This is a genomic window from uncultured Microbacterium sp. (genome assembly GCF_963521695.1).
Classification (GTDB): domain Bacteria; phylum Actinomycetota; class Actinomycetes; order Actinomycetales; family Microbacteriaceae; genus Microbacterium.
The window spans coordinates 12,315-29,074 of record NZ_CAUQWC010000011.1; the positions used below are offsets into that span (position 1 = coordinate 12,315).

General features: G+C 68.5%; 12 protein-coding genes. 6 read left to right on the forward strand and 6 right to left on the reverse strand.

All coding sequences use genetic code 11. The annotated features are described in order from the left end of the window. Positions 1–10: 10 nt before the first annotated feature. A complete protein-coding gene (locus RWP81_RS01755) occupies positions 11–1,285 on the reverse strand; it encodes an ammonium transporter (RefSeq protein ID WP_314451646.1) in 1,275 nt (424 codons plus the stop codon). Positions 1,286–1,449: 164 nt separating this feature from the next. Further along, positions 1,450–2,487 (reverse strand): cell division protein ZapE, encoded by a 1,038-nt coding sequence (zapE, locus tag RWP81_RS01760; protein WP_314451649.1) that lies wholly within the window; start codon positions 2,485–2,487, stop codon positions 1,450–1,452. 118 nt (positions 2,488–2,605) lie between these two features. Here zapE and RWP81_RS01765 point away from each other — a divergent pair, with 118 nt between their 5' ends. Then, a complete protein-coding gene (locus tag RWP81_RS01765; RefSeq protein WP_314451651.1) occupies positions 2,606–3,508 on the forward strand; it encodes a sulfurtransferase in 903 nt (300 codons plus the stop codon). Between the two features lie 46 nt (positions 3,509–3,554). Further along, a complete protein-coding gene (locus RWP81_RS01770; protein WP_314451652.1) occupies positions 3,555–3,995 on the forward strand; it encodes a SufE family protein in 441 nt (146 codons plus the stop codon). A 103-nt stretch (positions 3,996–4,098) separates the two neighbouring features. Here RWP81_RS01770 and RWP81_RS01775 read toward each other — a convergent pair whose 3' ends face one another. Continuing rightward, a complete protein-coding gene (locus RWP81_RS01775) occupies positions 4,099–5,220 on the reverse strand; it encodes a serine aminopeptidase domain-containing protein (RefSeq protein ID WP_314451654.1) in 1,122 nt (373 codons plus the stop codon). A 109-nt stretch (positions 5,221–5,329) separates the two neighbouring features. On the opposite strand from RWP81_RS01775, the gene RWP81_RS01780 reads away from it, so the two are divergent. From RWP81_RS01780 to RWP81_RS01795, 4 genes are all read left to right on the forward strand, one after another. Next, positions 5,330–5,920, forward strand: a complete 591-nt coding sequence (locus tag RWP81_RS01780; protein WP_314451656.1) for a DUF3000 domain-containing protein — start codon at positions 5,330–5,332, stop codon at positions 5,918–5,920. After that, positions 5,913–7,109: a ribonuclease D gene (locus RWP81_RS01785; protein ID WP_314451658.1), complete on the forward strand. Its 1,197-nt coding sequence runs from the start codon at positions 5,913–5,915 to the stop codon at positions 7,107–7,109. The genes RWP81_RS01780 and RWP81_RS01785 overlap by 8 nt, the downstream gene beginning before the upstream one ends. 71 nt (positions 7,110–7,180) lie before the next feature. Continuing rightward, positions 7,181–8,389, forward strand: a complete 1,209-nt coding sequence (locus RWP81_RS01790; RefSeq protein ID WP_314451660.1) for a thiolase family protein — start codon at positions 7,181–7,183, stop codon at positions 8,387–8,389. Beyond that, the gene (locus tag RWP81_RS01795; protein WP_314451662.1) at positions 8,386–10,524 is read left to right on the forward strand and encodes a 3-hydroxyacyl-CoA dehydrogenase NAD-binding domain-containing protein; all 2,139 of its coding nucleotides are present in this window, start codon (positions 8,386–8,388) and stop codon (positions 10,522–10,524) included. Before RWP81_RS01790 ends, RWP81_RS01795 begins: the two co-directional genes overlap by 4 nt. 415 nt (positions 10,525–10,939) lie before the next feature. Here RWP81_RS01795 and dxs read toward each other — a convergent pair whose 3' ends face one another. The 3 genes from dxs to RWP81_RS01810 all read right to left on the reverse strand — a co-directional run. Next, a complete protein-coding gene (dxs, locus tag RWP81_RS01800) occupies positions 10,940–12,889 on the reverse strand; it encodes a 1-deoxy-D-xylulose-5-phosphate synthase (RefSeq protein ID WP_314451664.1) in 1,950 nt (649 codons plus the stop codon). A gap of 227 nt (positions 12,890–13,116) precedes the next feature. Beyond that, positions 13,117–15,957 carry an aconitate hydratase AcnA gene (gene acnA / locus RWP81_RS01805; protein ID WP_314451666.1) on the reverse strand — a complete coding sequence of 947 codons (2,841 nt, stop codon included), beginning with the start codon at positions 15,955–15,957 and terminating at the stop codon, positions 13,117–13,119. Positions 15,958–16,090: 133 nt separating this feature from the next. Further along, on the reverse strand, positions 16,091–16,760 hold a 670-nt coding region (locus RWP81_RS01810), incomplete at its 5' end, for a DUF3159 domain-containing protein (protein WP_314451668.1).

Genomic DNA, 16,760 nt, shown 5'->3' on the forward strand with positions numbered 1-16,760 from the left:
GTGGAGCGGATCAGCCGCGGGTGTCGGAGAGCACGTAGCCCTCTTCACCGTGCACGACCGTGTCGATGCCGGCGATCTCGTCCTCGTTCTTCACGCGGAAGCCGATGGTCTTGTCGACCGCGAACCCGATGACGAAGGCGAGCACGAACGAGTAGATCATCACGGCGAAGGCGGCGATGGCCTGCACGAGCAGCTGCGTGAGCGAGCCGCTGTAAATGAGACCGGAGCCGTTGGCGAAGATGCCGAGGTACAGCGTTCCGATGAGACCACCGACGAGGTGGATGCCGACCACGTCGAGCGAGTCGTCGAAGCCGAGCTTGAACTTCAGCTCGATGGCGAGAGCGCAGACGGCACCGGCGACGAGGCCGAGGACGATCGCCCAGACCGGCGTCAGCGAGGCGCAGGCCGGAGTGATGGCGACCAGACCCGCGACGGCACCGGAGGCGGCACCGACCGAGGTGGGCTTGCCGTCCTTGATCTTCTCCACGATCAGCCACGCGAGCAGAGCGGCGGCGGGAGCGGCGATCGTGTTGACGAACGCGAGGGCGGCGGTGTTGTCGGCGGCGAGCTCGGAGCCGGCGTTGAAGCCGAACCATCCGAACCACAGCAGGCCCGCACCCAGCAGAACGAACGGCGGGTTGTGGGGGACGTGCGCGCCCTTCTGGAAGCCGACGCGCTTGCCGAGCACCAGAGCGAGCGCGAGTGCTGCGGCACCGGCGTTGATGTGAACCGCGGTACCGCCCGCGAAGTCGATCGCGCCGACGCCGAAGACGTCCTGCATGCCGTGGGTGATCCAGCCACCGTACGAGAACGACCCGTCATCGGCCAGGCCGAAGTTGAACACCCAGCTGGCGACGGGGAAGTACACGACCGTGGCCCAGATGGCCGCGAAGACCATCCACGCGCCGAACTTGGCGCGGTCGGCGATGGCGCCCGAGACGAGCGCGACGGTGATGATGGCGAAGGTGGCCTGGAAGGCGACGAACGCCAGCGGCGGGTAGGCCGCGCCCTCGGGCGTCTCGAGCACGCTGGCGAGGCCGAAGTTGGTGAAGTCGATCGTCCAGGGCACCTGGGTGGCGCCCTCAGCGGTGCTGGGGAAGGCGATGGAGTACCCGTAGAGCACCCACAGCACGCCCATGAGTCCCATCGCGCCGAAGCTCATCATCATCATGCTGATGACGCTCTTGGCCTTGACGAGTCCGCCGTAGAAGAATGCGAGTCCTGGCGTCATGAGCAGCACGAGTGCCGCTGCTATCAGGATGAATGCGGTGTTGCCTTGATCCATCTCGGAGGGAACCTCTCTGCAGGGACGCAGGTAAAGCGTCGGGTCCCCTCAGTGTTCCCACCCCCGGTTACCGTCGTCGTTCGCCTCGTGTTTCGGGCACGTTACAGGAAGCTCACTCCGGTAAACACTGCGTTTCGCACACCTTCAGGCCGCTGATGAGCGACTCACGAATGCGTGAGCGCCACCATGCGCGACACCGCGCGCAGGTACTTCTTGCGATATCCGCCGCCCAGCATCTCGTCGCTGAACACGCTGCTCAGGGGCACGCCGGTCGCGCGGATCGGGATCTGTGCGTCGTACGCCCGGTCGACGAACGCGACGAGGCGCAGCGCCGCCGACTGGTCGTGCAGCACCTCCACATCGCGGAGGCCGATCGTGGTGACGCCGTCGATGAGGCGGATGAACCGCGAGGGGTGCACGCGCGCGAGGTGACCCACGAGCTCCGAGAACGCGTCATCGGATGCCACTCCCCCGGCGGAGGCGGCATCCACCGCCTGTCGGTACTCGTCGTCGCCGAGCACGCGGGCCGCGCCGTCGATGGCGCGCTGGCGGTAGTCGGTGCCGTCGATGCGGATGGTGCGGAAGCTGTCGGACATCGACTGGATCTCGCGCAGGAAGTCCTGAGCGGCGAAGCGACCCTCGCCCAGCGCGTTGGGAGGAGTGTTCGAGGTCGCGGCGAGCCGTGTTCCGGATGCCACCAGCTCGCCCAGCAGGCGCGTCATCACCATCGTGTCGCCCGGGTCGTCGAGCTCGAACTCATCGATGCAGAGCAGGTCGGAGCCGCGGAACAGCTCGACGGCCTTGGCATAGCCGAGCACGCCCACCAGCGCGGTGTATTCGATAAACGAACCGAAGTACTTCCGGCGGGCGGGCATCGCGTGGTAGATGGAGGCGAGCAGGTGGGTCTTTCCGACACCGAAACCGCCGTCGAGGTACACGCCCGGCTTGACCTGCGGCGCCTTCTCGGCCCGGCGGAAGAATCCGCCCTTCTTCGCCGGCGTCGCCTGCCTGCCCGCGAACGCCTGCAGCAGTTCCTTCGCCTCCTGCTGCGAGGGGTACGCGGCATCCGCCCGGTAGGACTCGAAGGTCGCGCCGTCGAACTGCGGAGGCGGCACGAGAGCACTGACCATCTCGGCTCCCGAGACGGCGGGCTCGCGCTCGGTGAGGTGGATGGGCCCTGTCGTGGCGGGGGTCGAGGTCATGGCCGTCCTGTGTCCAAGTCTTACGGGAGGGTGCGTGCCCCGACACGGCGGATCTAGGGTCGAAGGTGCGGTGTCCAGCCTATGCCGCCGCATCCATCGCCCCGACCGAGGAGATCCCGTGACCGTCGAGTTCGACACCACCTCGCCCAAGTTCGCCGAGTACGCCGAGCCCGGCCGTCTCGTGACCGGCGAATGGCTGCAGGAACGCCTCGGCCAGCCGGGTCTCGTCGTCGTCGAATCCGACGAAGACGTGCTGCTGTACGAGACGGGGCACATCCCCGGCGCCGTGAAGGTGGACTGGCACACCGAGCTGAACGACCCTGTCGTGCGTGACTATGTCGACGGTGAGGGGTTCGCGGAGCTGTTGAGCGGCAAGGGTATCTCGCGCGACGACACCGTCGTCATCTACGGCGACAAGAACAACTGGTGGGCCGCCTACGCGCTGTGGGTGTTCTCGCTGTTCGGCCACGACGACGTACGCCTGCTCGACGGCGGCCGTGACAAGTGGATCGCCGAGGGGCGTCCCGTCACGACCGACAAGACTGTCGTCGAGACCACCGCGTACCCGGTGGTCGAGCGCGACGATTCCGTCATCCGCGCCTATAAGGACGACGTGCTCCGCCACCTCGGCAACCCGCTCATCGATGTCCGCTCACCGGAGGAGTACTCGGGCGAGCGCACGACGGCGCCCGCCTACCCCGAAGAGGGCGCCTTGCGCGCCGGGCACATCCCGAGCGCGCAGAGCGTTCCGTGGGGCAAGGCCGTGGCCGAGGACGGCGGCTTCAAGACGCGCGAAGAGCTGGATGCCATCTACCGCGACGGTGCGGGTCTGTCTGACGGCGACAAGGTCGTCGCGTACTGCCGCATCGGCGAGCGCTCGAGCCACACGTGGTTCGTGCTGAAGCACCTCCTCGGTTTCGACGACGTGCGCAATTACGACGGCTCGTGGACCGAATGGGGCAGCGCGGTGCGCGTGCCGATCGTGTCGGGCGACGAGCCCGGCGAGGTGCCCGGGCGCTGATACGGCCGCCGAGCCGGAACGCTGCGGGCGTGGGAGGATGACGGAGATGTCCGACAACGCCCTCCCCGCCCGCCTGGCCGAGATCCGCGACGAGTTCCTCGAGCTCGACGAGCCCGACCGGCTGCAGTTGCTGCTGGAGTTCTCTCAGGAGCTTCCCGAGGTGCCGGCGGAGTACGCCGATCACCCCGAGATGCGCGAGCGGGTCGTCGAGTGCCAGTCGCCGGTCTACATCATCGTCACGGTCGACGCCGATGACAGCGTCGCGATGCACGCCACCGCGCCGGCCGAGGCGCCGACCACGCGCGGGTTCGCGAGCATTCTCGCGCAGGGGCTCACGGGTCTCAGCGCCGACGAGGTGCTCGCCGTGCCCGACGACTTCCCGCAGAGCATCGGGCTCACCCGCGCCGTGAGTCCGCTGCGCATCGCCGGGATGACGGGGATGCTGATGCGCGTGAAGCGTCAGGTCAGCGCGAAGCGCGCCGCCTGACGGCTGCCGTCCGGCCCCGCGTCCGGGGCGGGTTCGGCGCTTCGGGGCGCGAATGGCACGCCCCAAGACGCAGAATGCGCCCCGAACCCGAGAGGCTCTCGCGTCACTCGCGGGCGAGGCCCTGCGCGCGCACCCAGTCGGAGATGGCGGTGACCCAGCGGGTCTCGTCGTAGTTCCACAGCTTCGTGTGGCGTGCCACGTCGAAGGTCTCGATCGTGACGAGGTCGGGCCGAGCGGCGGCCAGCGCATGCGAGGCGTCGGACGGCACGAATCCGTCGTCGTCGCTGTGGAGCACGAGCATCGGATGCCGGAACTCGCCGGCGCGCGCCACGGCGTCGAGACGGTCGAGCGGGATGGCCTCGCCGCTGCCCAGGACGGCCGCGCCCCAGTTCGATGCGAGGGCGCTCTGAGCGACGGCGACCACGGGCCCGGGCAATCGCATGAGGCGCCCGTGGAAGCGGAGCACCGTGCGCCAGTCGACGACCGGGGACTCGAGCACGAGACCCGCGATGATGTCGGCGTGGGGCGACTCGAGCGCCGCCTGCAGGGCGAGCGCGCCGCCCATCGACCACCCCATGACGATGACGTGCTGGGCGCCCTGGCGACGTGCGTAGCCGATGGCGGCGTCGAGGTCGCGCCACTCGGTGGCCCCGAGCGCGTAGGTGCCGGACGCACTCTTCGGTGCCTCGCCGTCGTTGCAGTACGACACGACCAGGCTCGTGATGCCCAGGTCGTGGAAGACGGGGACTGCTCGCAGCGCCTCGGCCTTCGTCGTGCCGCGGCCGTGCACCTGGATCACCCAGACGTCCGTCGCGGTCGGGGCGGCGAACTCCCAGGCGGGGCAGGGCCCGACACCGGTGTCGATGTCGAGGGTGCGGAACGGACGGTGCACCTGTTCTGGGCGGTCGTAGTACCACCCGCTGAAGGCGGCGTCGGGTGCGAGGTCGCCGTCGGCGGCGACGTGCGTGAGGAGCTTCCGCGTCACCGTGGTCTCGTCCGCGCCCACGATGGAGCCGAGGCGCACGTAGTCGACCGAGCCGACCGTGAAGAGGCCGTATCGACCCGGCAGGGCCGTGTCGGGTGTGCGCGCGAGGGTGATGGTCTGCGCGGAGGAGTCGACGCGCACGATGCGCGTGTCGGGCAGGCGGCCCGCGGGGTGCACGACGGTGCGGGCGACGTTGAGCGATACCACGCCGAGAGCGGCTGCTGAGGCGGCGAGAGTCATGCCGAGAGCCGACAGGGCGATCCGGATGCCGGTTGCTCCACGTCGCGTTGCGCGGAGACCTGCGGCGCGCCTGGGAGCGTTCATCGAGGCCTCACTCTAGTCTGTGGCCGTGAGTGACCAGCGCCCGGTGGAGGCCGACAGCCCCTTCGCGCGAGCAGCCGAAGAGGTGCGAGCCACCACGTTCCGCGAAGATCTGGTCGTCCGCGAGATCCCCTCGCCGGCTGGGCTTGCGCCGTTCTCGCTGGCGTTGGCCGGTGACGTGCGACCCGAAGAGCACGCCACTGACTCGCCCTTCGGCACGGGGCGCTTCATCCTGTTGCACGATCCGGACGAGCCCGAGCCGTGGGGCGGGGCGTGGCGCATCGTGTGCTTCGCACAGGCTCCCCTCGAGCCCGAGATCGGGGTCGATCCCCTGCTGGCGGAGGTGGCCTGGTCGTGGCTCATCGACGCCCTCGATTCGCGCGGGGCCGACCGGCACTCGGAGTCGGGCACGGCCACCAAGACCCTCTCCACCGGCTTCGGCGCCCTCTCGTCGCAGGGCGAGGGGTCGCAGATCGAACTTCGCGCGTCATGGTCGCCGCGCGGTCCCTTCCGCCCGCACCTCGAAGCGTGGGCGGAGCTCGTGTGCATGCTCGCCGGCCTCCCCCCGGGGTCGGAGGGTGTCGCAGTGTTCGGAGCCCGGAGGCCCACGCGTGGTTGAGTACATCGTCATCGAGGATGCCGCGGGGCTCAGCTCCGCGTGCGAGGCACTGGCCGGAGGGCACGGTCCCGTCGCGGTCGACGTCGAACGGGCGTCCGGGTTCCGCTACTCCCAGCGGGCCTACCTGATCCAGGTGTTCCGCCGCGGGGCGGGCGTGTTCCTGTTCGACCCGTCGACCATCGAGGACTTCGCGCCGTTGCAGGGGGCGATCGGTGCCGTCGAGTGGGTGTTCCACGCGGCGAGCCAGGATCTTCCCTCCCTGCGCGAGCGCGGCCTTGAGCCCCCGTCCATCTTCGACACCGAGCTGGGCTCCCGTGTGCTCGGCCACGAGCGCGTGGGACTCGGCGCCGTTGTCGAGCAGACGTTGGGCATCACCCTGGCCAAGGCTCACTCGGCCGCAGACTGGTCGACGCGCCCGCTGCCGGCATCCTGGCTCGAGTACGCCGCCCTCGACGTGGAGCACCTCATCGACGTGCGCGACGTGCTCGTGGCCGAACTCGACGAGCAGCAGAAGACGGAGTTCGCCCGGCAGGAGTTCCAGGCCGTGCTCGATCGCCAGCCCAAGCCGGTGCGCGAAGACCCGTGGCGTCGGCTGAGCGGTCTGCACACGGTGCGCGGACGCCGCTCCCTCGCCATCGCCCGATCGCTCTGGCAGGCCCGCGAGGACTTCGCGCGCGAGCAGGATGTCGCGCCCGGTCGCCTCGTCCCCGATCGTGCCCTCGTGGCTGCCGTCCTCGCCGACCCTGCGACCAAGCAGGCGCTCGCGAGTGTGAAGGAGTTCAACGGGCGGGCCAGCCGCACGCAGCTCGACCGGTGGTGGAACGCCATCGTGGCGGGCCGCGAGGCGACGGATCTGCCCGCCGATCGCGTCCCGAGCGACACGCTGCCGCCTCCGCGTGCGTGGATCGACCGCAATCCCGAGGCCGACCGACGACTGAAGGCCGCACGTCCGGCCGTCGAGGCGCGCGCGGAAGAGCTGCGGATGCCGACCGAGAACCTTCTGACGCCCGAGACGCTGCGCCGCGTGGCGTGGGCGCCGCCCGGCGAGGTGACAGCCGACTCGGTCGGCGCCGCGCTCGCCGACCTGGGTGCGCGACCCTGGCAGATTGAGCAGACTGCACAGGTGATCGCAGATAGCTTTGTAGCTTCCCTCAACACGGAAGACGACGAGCCCGCCACGGATTCGTAGGTTCGGACAACCGATTCTCGGTCGCGAAACCGTCTTCCTAGGCTGGGATCATCCCAAACACTGGAGGCAGAGTGGCCGAGATGACGGACGTCTTCTTCGTTGACGGAATGCGAACCCCCTTCGGGCGCGCCGGCGAGAAGGGCATGTACTGGAACACCCGGGCCGACGACCTGGTGGTCAAGGCGATCATCGGGTTGATGGAGCGGAACGGCGACCTGCCCACGGAGCGCATCGACGATGTGGCGATCGCCGCGACGTCGCAGACCGGTGACCAGGGCCTGACGCTGGGCCGCACGGCGGCGATCCTGGCGGGGCTCCCGATGACGGTGCCGGGCTTCGCGATCGAGCGCATGTGCGCGGGCGCCATGACGAGCGTCACGACGATGGGCGCCTCGATCGGCGTCGGGATGTACGACCTCGCTCTCGCGGGTGGGGTCGAGCACATGGGGCGTCACCCCATCGGTGGCAATGTCGACCCCAACCCGCGCTTCGTGGCCGAAAAGCTGGTCGATCCGGGTGCTCTCAATATGGGCGTCACCGCAGAGCGCATCCACGACCGTTTTCCGCACCTGACGAAGGAGCGCGCCGACCGCTTCGGTGTCGCAAGCCAGCACAAGGTGCAGGCCGCCTACGAAGCCGGGAAGATCCAGCCCGACCTGGTTTCGGTCGCCGTCAAGGACGCCGAGGGCGCCTGGGGCCTCGCGACCGAGGATGAGGGGCGTCGCCCCGAAACCACGCTCGAGGGCCTCGCGACGCTGAAGACCCCGTTCCGCCCGCACGGCCGCGTCACGGCCGGTACCTCCTCGCCCCTCACCGACGGCGCGACCATCAGCCTGCTCGCCGGCGGCGACGCCGTGAAGGAGTTCGGCCTCGCGCCCAAGATGCGCATGGTGTCGTTCGCCTTCGCCGGTGTGGAGCCCGAGATCATGGGCATCGGGCCGATCCCCTCGACCGAGAAGGCACTCAAGAAGGCCGGACTCACGATCGACGACATCGGGCTCTTCGAGCTCAACGAGGCGTTCGCCATCCAGGTGATCTCGCTGCTCGATCACTTCGGCATCGCCGACGACGACCCGCGCGTGAACCCCTGGGGCGGCGCCATCGCCCTGGGCCACCCGCTCGCGGCATCCGGAGTCCGCCTCATGATCCAGTTGGCCGCGCAGTTCGCCGAACGTCCCGACGTGCGCTACGGCCTCACCGCCATGTGCGTGGGCCTCGGCCAGGGTGGCTCGGTCATCTGGGAGAACCCGTTCTTCGACGGAAAGAAGAAGCGCAAGTGACCGATTACTCCACGATCGACTTCTCCCCCCTCGACGCCCTGACCGGCGACGAGGTGGTGACACACTCCCCCGTCCGCGACGTGCGGCTGCCCTCCGGGAACGTGCTGGCACTCATCACCCTCGATAACGGTCGCGACCACACCCGACCCAACACGCTCGGACCGGCGACGCTGGCCGAACTCGGGCGCACGCTCGAGACGCTGAAAAGCCGTGCCGTGGCGGGTGAGATCCACGCCGTCGCCATCACGGGCAAGCAGTACATCCTCGCCGCCGGTGCCGATCTCTCCGACGTCGTGAAGCTGCCGTCGAAAGACGTCGCCCGCTTGATCGCCCAGCGCGGTCACCAGGTGATCGGCTCACTGTCCGAGCTGGGTGTGCCCTCGTTCGCGTTCGTGAACGGCCTCGCGCTCGGCGGCGGCCTCGAGATCGCGCTGAACTCCACCTACCGCACGGTCGACGCTTCGGCCGCCGCGGTGGCCCTGCCCGAGGTGTTCCTCGGCATCATCCCCGGTTGGGGCGGCGCCTACCTGCTGCCGAACCTCATCGGCATCGAGAACGCCCTCGAGGTCGTGATCTCGAACCCGCTCAAACAGAACCGCATGCTCAAGCCCCAGCAGGCGTTCGACCTCGGGATCATGGATGCCGTCTTCCCGGCGGCCTCGTACCTCGAGGACTCGCTGCGGTGGGCCGACGGCGTGCTCACCGGCCGGGTGAAGGTCGAGCGCAAGAACGAGCCGGGCAAGCTCGAACGCCTCACCAAGTGGCCCATCGCGATCAAGATGGCCCGGGGCATGCTCGAGTCCAAGATCGGCACCGTTCCCCGCTCCCCCTACGTCGCGCTCGATCTGCTCGACAAGGCGAAGAGCGGCACGAAGGCCGAGGGTTTCGCCCGCGAAGACGAAGCTCTCGCCGACCTCATCACGGGCGACCAGTTCGCGGCATCCATGTACGCCTTCGACCTCGTGCAGAAGCGCGCGAAGCGTCCGGTCGGAGCCCCCGACAAGGCGCTCGCGAAGAAGGTCACGAAGGTCGGCGTCATCGGCGCGGGACTCATGGCCTCGCAGTTCGCGCTGCTGTTCGCGCGCAAGCTCCGGGTGCCCGTGATCATCACCGACCTCGACCAGGGGCGCGTCGACAAGGGTGTGGCATCCATTCGCGAAGAGATCGGCACGCTCGAAGCGAAGGGCCGCCTCGACGGCGACACCGCCAACCAGCTTCGTGCCCTCGTGCACGGCACGACCGACCGCTCGGAGTTCGCCGACTGCGACTTCGTCATCGAGGCGGTGTTCGAAGAGGTCGGGGTCAAGCAGGAGGTATTCTCGGCGATCGAGAAGATCGTCGCCGACGATGCGATCCTCGCAACGAACACCTCGTCCCTCTCGGTGGCTGAGATCGGCTCGGTGCTGCAGAACCCCGAGCGTCTCGTCGGCTTCCATTTCTTCAACCCCGTCGCGGTCATGCCGCTCATCGAGGTGGTGGAGACGGATGCCACCAGCGACGCCGCGCTGTCCACCGCCTTCGTCGTCGCGAAGGGCCTGGGCAAGAATGCCGTGCTCACCGCCGATGCGCCCGGCTTCGTCGTGAACCGTTTGCTGGCCAAGGTCATGGGCGAGGCCGCGAGGGCCGTGTACGAAGGCACCCCGATCGCGGTCGTGGAGAAGGCTTTCGCGCCCCTCGGGCTGCCAATGGGCCCGTTCCAGCTCATCGACCTCGTGGGCTGGAAGGTCGCGGCTCACGTGCAGGACACGATGGCATCCGCGTTCCCTGACCGCTTCTTCTCGTCGGAGAACTTCCACGAGCTCGCAGCCCTCCCCGAGGTCGTCGAGAAGGACAAGGGGGGTCGCGTGACCGGTTGGACCAAGGCCGCGCAGAAGGTGCTCGTCACCGGCAAGACGACGGTCGCGCCCGAGACGATCCTCGCCCGCGTGCAGGACGGCCTCGCCCAGGAGATCAAGATCATGCTCGACGAGGGCGTGGTCCCCGAGGTGCAGGACATCGACCTGTGCCTCATCCTCGGCGCCGGCTGGCCCTTCATCGACGGCGGTGCCTCACCCTACCTCGACCGCGAGGGGGCGTCGGAGCGCGCCTTCGGCGACACGTTCCACCATCCGCCCATCCGCGGCATCGGGGCCTGAACCTCGTGTACGACAGCGGCGCCGTCCCCGAGGGGGCGGCGCCGCTCTCGTCGGTGCGGGCGGGCCCGGGAGTGGGGCAGCGCTCGAGGACAGGTGTTTCGGTGAGAACAGGCCCGGATCGGCCGGTGAGGGCCTGTTTCCGCGTGATCGCCTGTTCTGGGGGACCGGAGTGGTGCGCGGGTCCGCGGGCGGGCGGCGTGCGAGGACAGGTGTTTCGGTGAGAACAGGCCCGAACGGGCGGGTGGGGGCCTGTTTCCGCGTGATCGCCTGTTCTGGGGCGGTCGCTTGTCGTGGTGCGGTCGCTGTCTTACGGCGGGGCATACGGCACGGCGGCGCGCGGGCCGAGCGTGAGGGCGGAACGAGATGAGGCGGGGACGCACGCGCGTCCCGGCCTCATCTCACGGCGGAGCCGACGTCACGGGCGCGACTTCTCCCACTGCTCGATCGTGGGGATCGAACCGGTCGGCGTCTGACGCGCCATGGGGATGCGGGTACCGAGCACCTGGGCGACGACATCATGCGCGATCTTGGACGCCGTGAGGCCGGCGTCTTCGAAGATCTGCTCGCGCGTGGCGTGGTCGATGAATTCATCGGGGATGCCGAGCTCGTCGACGGCCGTGTCCACCCCCGCCTCGCGCAGCACCTGCCGCACGCGGGTACCGACGCCACCGACTCGGATGCCGTCTTCGATCGTGATGACGAGACGGTGATCGCGCGCGAGGTCGACGATCGACGGCTGCACGGGGATGGCCCAGCGCGGGTCGATGACGGTCGCTCCGATGCCCTGTGCCTCGAGTCGCTCAGCGACTTCGAGGGCGAGGTGCACCATCGGGCCGATGCCGACCAGGAGCACGTCTTCGCTCGCACCGCGGGCGAGAACGTCGACGCCGTCATGCAGGCGCTCGATGGCCTCGACGTCGTCGTTGACCTTGCCCTTGGGGTAGCGCACCACGGTGGGCGCGTCCTCGACAGCGGTGGCCTCACGGAACTCCTCGCGCAGGCGCGTGGCGTCGCGCGGGGCGGCGATCCGGATACCGGGTACGAGTTGCAACATGGCGAGGTCCCAGATGCCGTGGTGGCTCGGGCCGTCGGGACCGGTGACACCGGCGCGGTCGAGCACGAAGGTCACGCCCGCTTTGTGCAGGGCCACATCCATCATGACCTGGTCGAAAGCCCGGTTCATGAAGGTGGCGTAGATGGCGACCACGGGGTGCAGACCACCGAACGCGAGCCCGGCCGCCGAGGCGACCGCGTGCTGTTCGGCGATGCCGACGTCGTAGACCCGCTCGGGGAAGCGCTCGGCGAACTGCTGCAACCCGGTGGGGCGCAGCATCGCCGCGGTCATGGCGATGACGTCGTCTCGTTCGGACCCGACCTCCACCAATTCTTCCGCGAAGACGTCGGTCCACTGCAGACCGCTGCCGGCGCCGAGCGCCTCTCCGGTGATCGGGTCGATCTTGCCGACGGCGTGGAACTGGTCGGCCACGTCGCTCATGGCGGGGGCGTAGCCGCTGCCCTTGTCGGTGATCGCGTGCACGATGACCGGGGCTCCGTACGACTTCGCCAGCTCCAGGGTCTCGATGAGCGACTCGAAGTCGTGGCCGTCGATGGGGCCGAGGTACTTGATGTCGAGGTTGCTGTACAGCGCTTCGTTGTTGGTGAAACGCGAGAGGAAGCCGTGGGTGCCGCCGCGCACACCGCGATAGACCGCGCGGGCGGCGGGACCGAGGCGGCGGAACAGTGTGTCGGAACCGCGGTGCAGGGTGCGATAGGCGTCGTTCGTGCGCACCCGGTTGAGATAACGCGCCATGCCGCCGATCGTGGGGGCGTAGGAGCGGCCGTTGTCGTTGACGACGATGACGAGGTTGCGGTCGTTGTCGTCGCTGATGTTGTTCAGCGCCTCCCACGTCATGCCGCCCGTGAGGGCACCGTCGCCGACGACGGCGACCACGTGGCGATCACGACGACCGGTGCGGCTGAAGGCACGCGAGACCCCGTCGGCCCAGCTGAGCGAGCTGGAGGCGTGCGAGGACTCCACGACGTCGTGCTCGCTCTCGGAGCGCTGCGGGTAGCCGGCCAGGCCCCCACGCGAGCGCAGGGCCGAGAAGTCCTGCCGGCCGGTGAGCATCTTGTGCACGTACGACTGGTGGCCGGTGTCGAAGATGATGGGGTCGGAGGGCGAGTCGAAGACCTTGTGCAAGGCGATCGTCAATTCGACGACACCGAGGTTGGGACCGAGGTGTCCGCCGGTGCGGGCGACGTTCTCGACGAGGAACGAGCGGACCTCGGCGGCCAGCTGTCGCAGCTCGTCAGGGGTGAGCGCGTCGAGGTCGCGGGGTCCGTTGATGCCGGGCAGGAGAGCCATCCGACTCCTCTCGTGCGGTGCGCGCAGTGGTGCGCGTCCCGATGAATTCTAGTCTCGGAGGGTGCGCAGGGCTCGGCAACGGCTTGCGCGCGGCGCTGCGATCCCACCGCGCGGAGCCCGTCTGCTGTCCATCCGAGCAGCTCGGAGGGCCGGAGGATCGGCGGCCCACGACGAACGAGATGTGCCCCGGGAGCAGAGGCTCCCGGGGCACATCGATGCGGGGTGGATCAGACGAGCGAGCGCAGCACGTACTGCAGGATGCCGCCGTTGCGGTAGTAGTCGGCCTCACCGGGGGTGTCGATGCGGACCACGGCGTCGAACGTCACGGTCTGCTTGCCCTCGGGCGAGAACTCACTGGGCTCGGCCGTCACCTTCACCGTCTTGGGCGTGACGCCCTCGTTCAGCTGCTCGAGACCTTCGATCGAGATGATCTCGGTGCCGTCGAGTCCGAGCGACTTCCAGCTCTCGCCGGCGGGGAACTGCAGCGGGACGACGCCCATACCGATGAGGTTCGAGCGGTGGATGCGCTCGAAGCTCTCGGTGATGACGGCCTTCACACCGAGGAGCTTGGTGCCCTTGGCCGCCCAGTCACGCGACGAGCCGGAGCCGTACTCTTTGCCACCGAAGATGACCAGCGGGGTGTCCTGGTCCTGGTAGTTCTGGCACGCGTCGTAGATGTACGACTTCGGGCCACCCTGCTGGGTGAAGTCACGAGTCCAGCTGCCCTCGACGATCTGTCCGTCGTTGACAGCCGCGACCATCTCGTTCTTCAGGCGGATGTTGGCGAAGGTGCCGCGGATCATGACCTCGTGGTTGCCACGGCGCGAGCCGTAGGAGTTAAAGTCCTTCTGCGCGACCCCGTGGTCGGTCAGGTACTGCGCGGCGGGGGTCCCCGCCTTGATGTTGCCGGCCGGGCTGATGTGGTCGGTGGTCACCGAATCGCCCAACGTCGCCATGACGCGCGCACCGGTGATGTCGCGCACCGGGTCGGGCTGCATGGTCATGCCGTCGAAGTAGGGGGCCTTGCGCACGTACGTGGAGTCGGCATCCCACTCGAAGATCGGGCCGGTCGGGGTGGGCAGGTTCTTCCAGCGCTCGTCGCCCTCGAAGACGGTGGCGTACTGCTGGATGAACTGCTCACGCGAGATCGACGCGTCGATGATGGTCTGCACCTGGTCGGGTGCGGGCCAGATGTCTTTCAGGAAGACGTCTTCGCCGTTCTGGTCGGTGCCGAGCGCGTCGGTCTCGAAGTCGAAGTTCATCGAACCGGCCAGGGCGTACGCGACCACCAGCGGCGGGGATGCCAGGTAGTTCATCTTGACGTCGGGGCTGATGCGACCCTCGAAGTTGCGGTTGCCCGAGAGCACCGCGGTGACGGCCAGGTCGTTCTCGTTGACGGCCGCGGAGACCTCTTCGATGAGCGGACCCGAGTTGCCGATGCAGATCGTGCAGCCGTAGCCGACGGTGTAGAAGCCGAGGCCCTCGAGCGACTTGTCGAGGCCCGACTTCTCGTAGTAGTCGGTGACGACCTTCGAGCCGGGTCCGAGCGTCGTCTTGACCCAGGGCTTGCGCTTCAGGCCCTTGTCGACGGCGTTCTTGGCGAGCAGGCCCGCCGCGATCATGACCGAGGGGTTCGAGGTGTTGGTGCACGACGTGATCGCGGCCAGGGTGACGGCGCCGTTGTCGAGCAGGTACGACTGGCCGTCGGGCGTCGTCACGCGCACCGGGTTGGAGGCGTTGACCGGGTGCCCCGACGAGATGAGCACCTCGCTGTCGGTGACGTCTTCCTCTTCTTCGCCGGGGACCGAACCGGGGTCGGAGGCGGGGAAGGTGCCGTCGACCTCGAGGTCGACGATCGAGTCCGAGACTGAAGCGTCGGCGTAGTTCAGGATGTCCTTCTCGAACTGCGACTTCGCCTCGGACAGCAGGATGCGGTCCTGCGGGCGCTTCGGGCCCGCGATCGAGGGGACGACGGTCGAGAGGTCGAGCTCGATGAACTCGCTGAACGACAGCTCGCGCGACGGGTCGTGCCACAGCTTCTGCTCTTTGGCGTACGCCTCGACCAGGTCGACGGTCTGCTCGTCGCGACCGGTGAGGCGCAGGTACTCGAGCGTGACGTCGTCGATGGGGAACATCGCGGCCGTCGAGCCGAACTCGGGGCTCATGTTGCCGATCGTGGCGCGGTTGGCCAGCGGCACCGAGGCGACGCCCTCGCCGTAGAACTCGACGAACTTGCCGACGACGCCGTGCTTGCGCAGCATGTCGGTAATGGTGAGCACGACGTCGGTCGCCGTGACGCCCGCGGGGATCTCACCCGAGAGCTTGAAACCGACGACGCGCGGGATGAGCATCGACACGGGCTGGCCGAGCATGGCGGCCTCGGCCTCGATGCCGCCGACGCCCCAGCCGAGCACGCCCAGACCGTTGACCATCGTGGTGTGCGAGTCGGTGCCGACGCAGGTGTCGGGGTAGGCGCGAAGGACGCCGTCGACCGTGCGGTCGTAGATGACCTTGGCCAGGTGCTCGATGTTGACCTGGTGCACGATGCCGGTGCCCGGGGGGACGACCTTGAAGTCGTCGAAGGCGGTCTGGCCCCAGCGCAGGAACTGGTATCGCTCGCCGTTGCGCTCGTATTCGATCTCGACGTTGCGCTCGAGGGCGTTCTCACTACCGAAGAGGTCGGCGATCACCGAGTGGTCGATGACCATCTCGGCGGGCGAGAGCGGGTTGATCTTGTTGGGGTCGCCGCCGAGGGCCGTCACGGCCTCGCGCATGGTGGCGAGGTCGACGATGCAGGGGACGCCGGTGAAGTCCTGCATCACCACGCGCGCGGGCGTGAACTGGATCTCGGTGTCGGGGTCGGCCGTGGGCACCCACGAACCGAGCGCCTCGATCTGCTCTTTGGTGACGTTGGCACCGTCTTCGGTGCGCAGCAGGTTCTCGAGCAGGACCTTGAGGCTGAAGGGGAGCTTCTCGTGACCGGCGACCGTGTCGATCCGGAAGATCTCGTAGTCGGTGCTGCCGACTGTCAGGGTGCTCTTTGCACCGAAGCTGTCAACCGTGGACACGATCGTCTCCTTCGTCGGCGAATGCGCAGGCGTGGGCCCGCTCCTTCCCATCTTCCCCGCGCTGCGAGGCCGATTCCAGGAAGGTCGACCTAACCGCGGGGAGCGACGGATTTATCTTGATGTCAAGATAATATCAGGACTCTCGCCGAGGTGAGAGAGAACGCACCACGAGCCACGTCACCGCGAGCATCGGGGCGAACAACGGCAGCCCCATCACGATCTTGAGGGTGCCGAGCGCGGTCACGTCGCCCGCGAAGTACAGCGGCAGCTGCACGATCAGGCGCGCCGCGAATAGCGCCGCCCACGCGAGCGAGAGCCAGGTGTACGCCCGGCGTTTGCGGGGATCGTTGCGCCAGCGCGTGCCCTCCCCCAGCAGGTAGCCGGCGGCCAGACCGATGAGCGGCCACCCGACCAGCGCCGACACCAGGAATGCGGTGCCGTAGGCGCCGTTGGTGAAGAAGCCGAAGACGAAGTTGTCCTGCCCGCGACCCGTCACGAGGGAGAGTACCGCGGCCCCCGCCGTCGCGAGCAGGCCGCCGATCGCCGCGCTCGGCGGCGACTTGGCGATCAGTCGCGCAAGGGTGAACACGACCGCGAGACCCACGGAGACGCCCAGGCTCAACCAGAGGTTTCCCTGGCGCGTCTCAGGGTCGATCGTGAGCGTGAACAACACGACGAACGCGAGCGAGGGCAGCACCGATTCGAGGATGCCGCGCACCCCGCCCATCGCCGACCAGACGGCCGCGCCGGTGGAGCCGTGCTGCGCGGGGTCGAGTCCCGCGCGTCGGGCGGCGCTCCCGAGC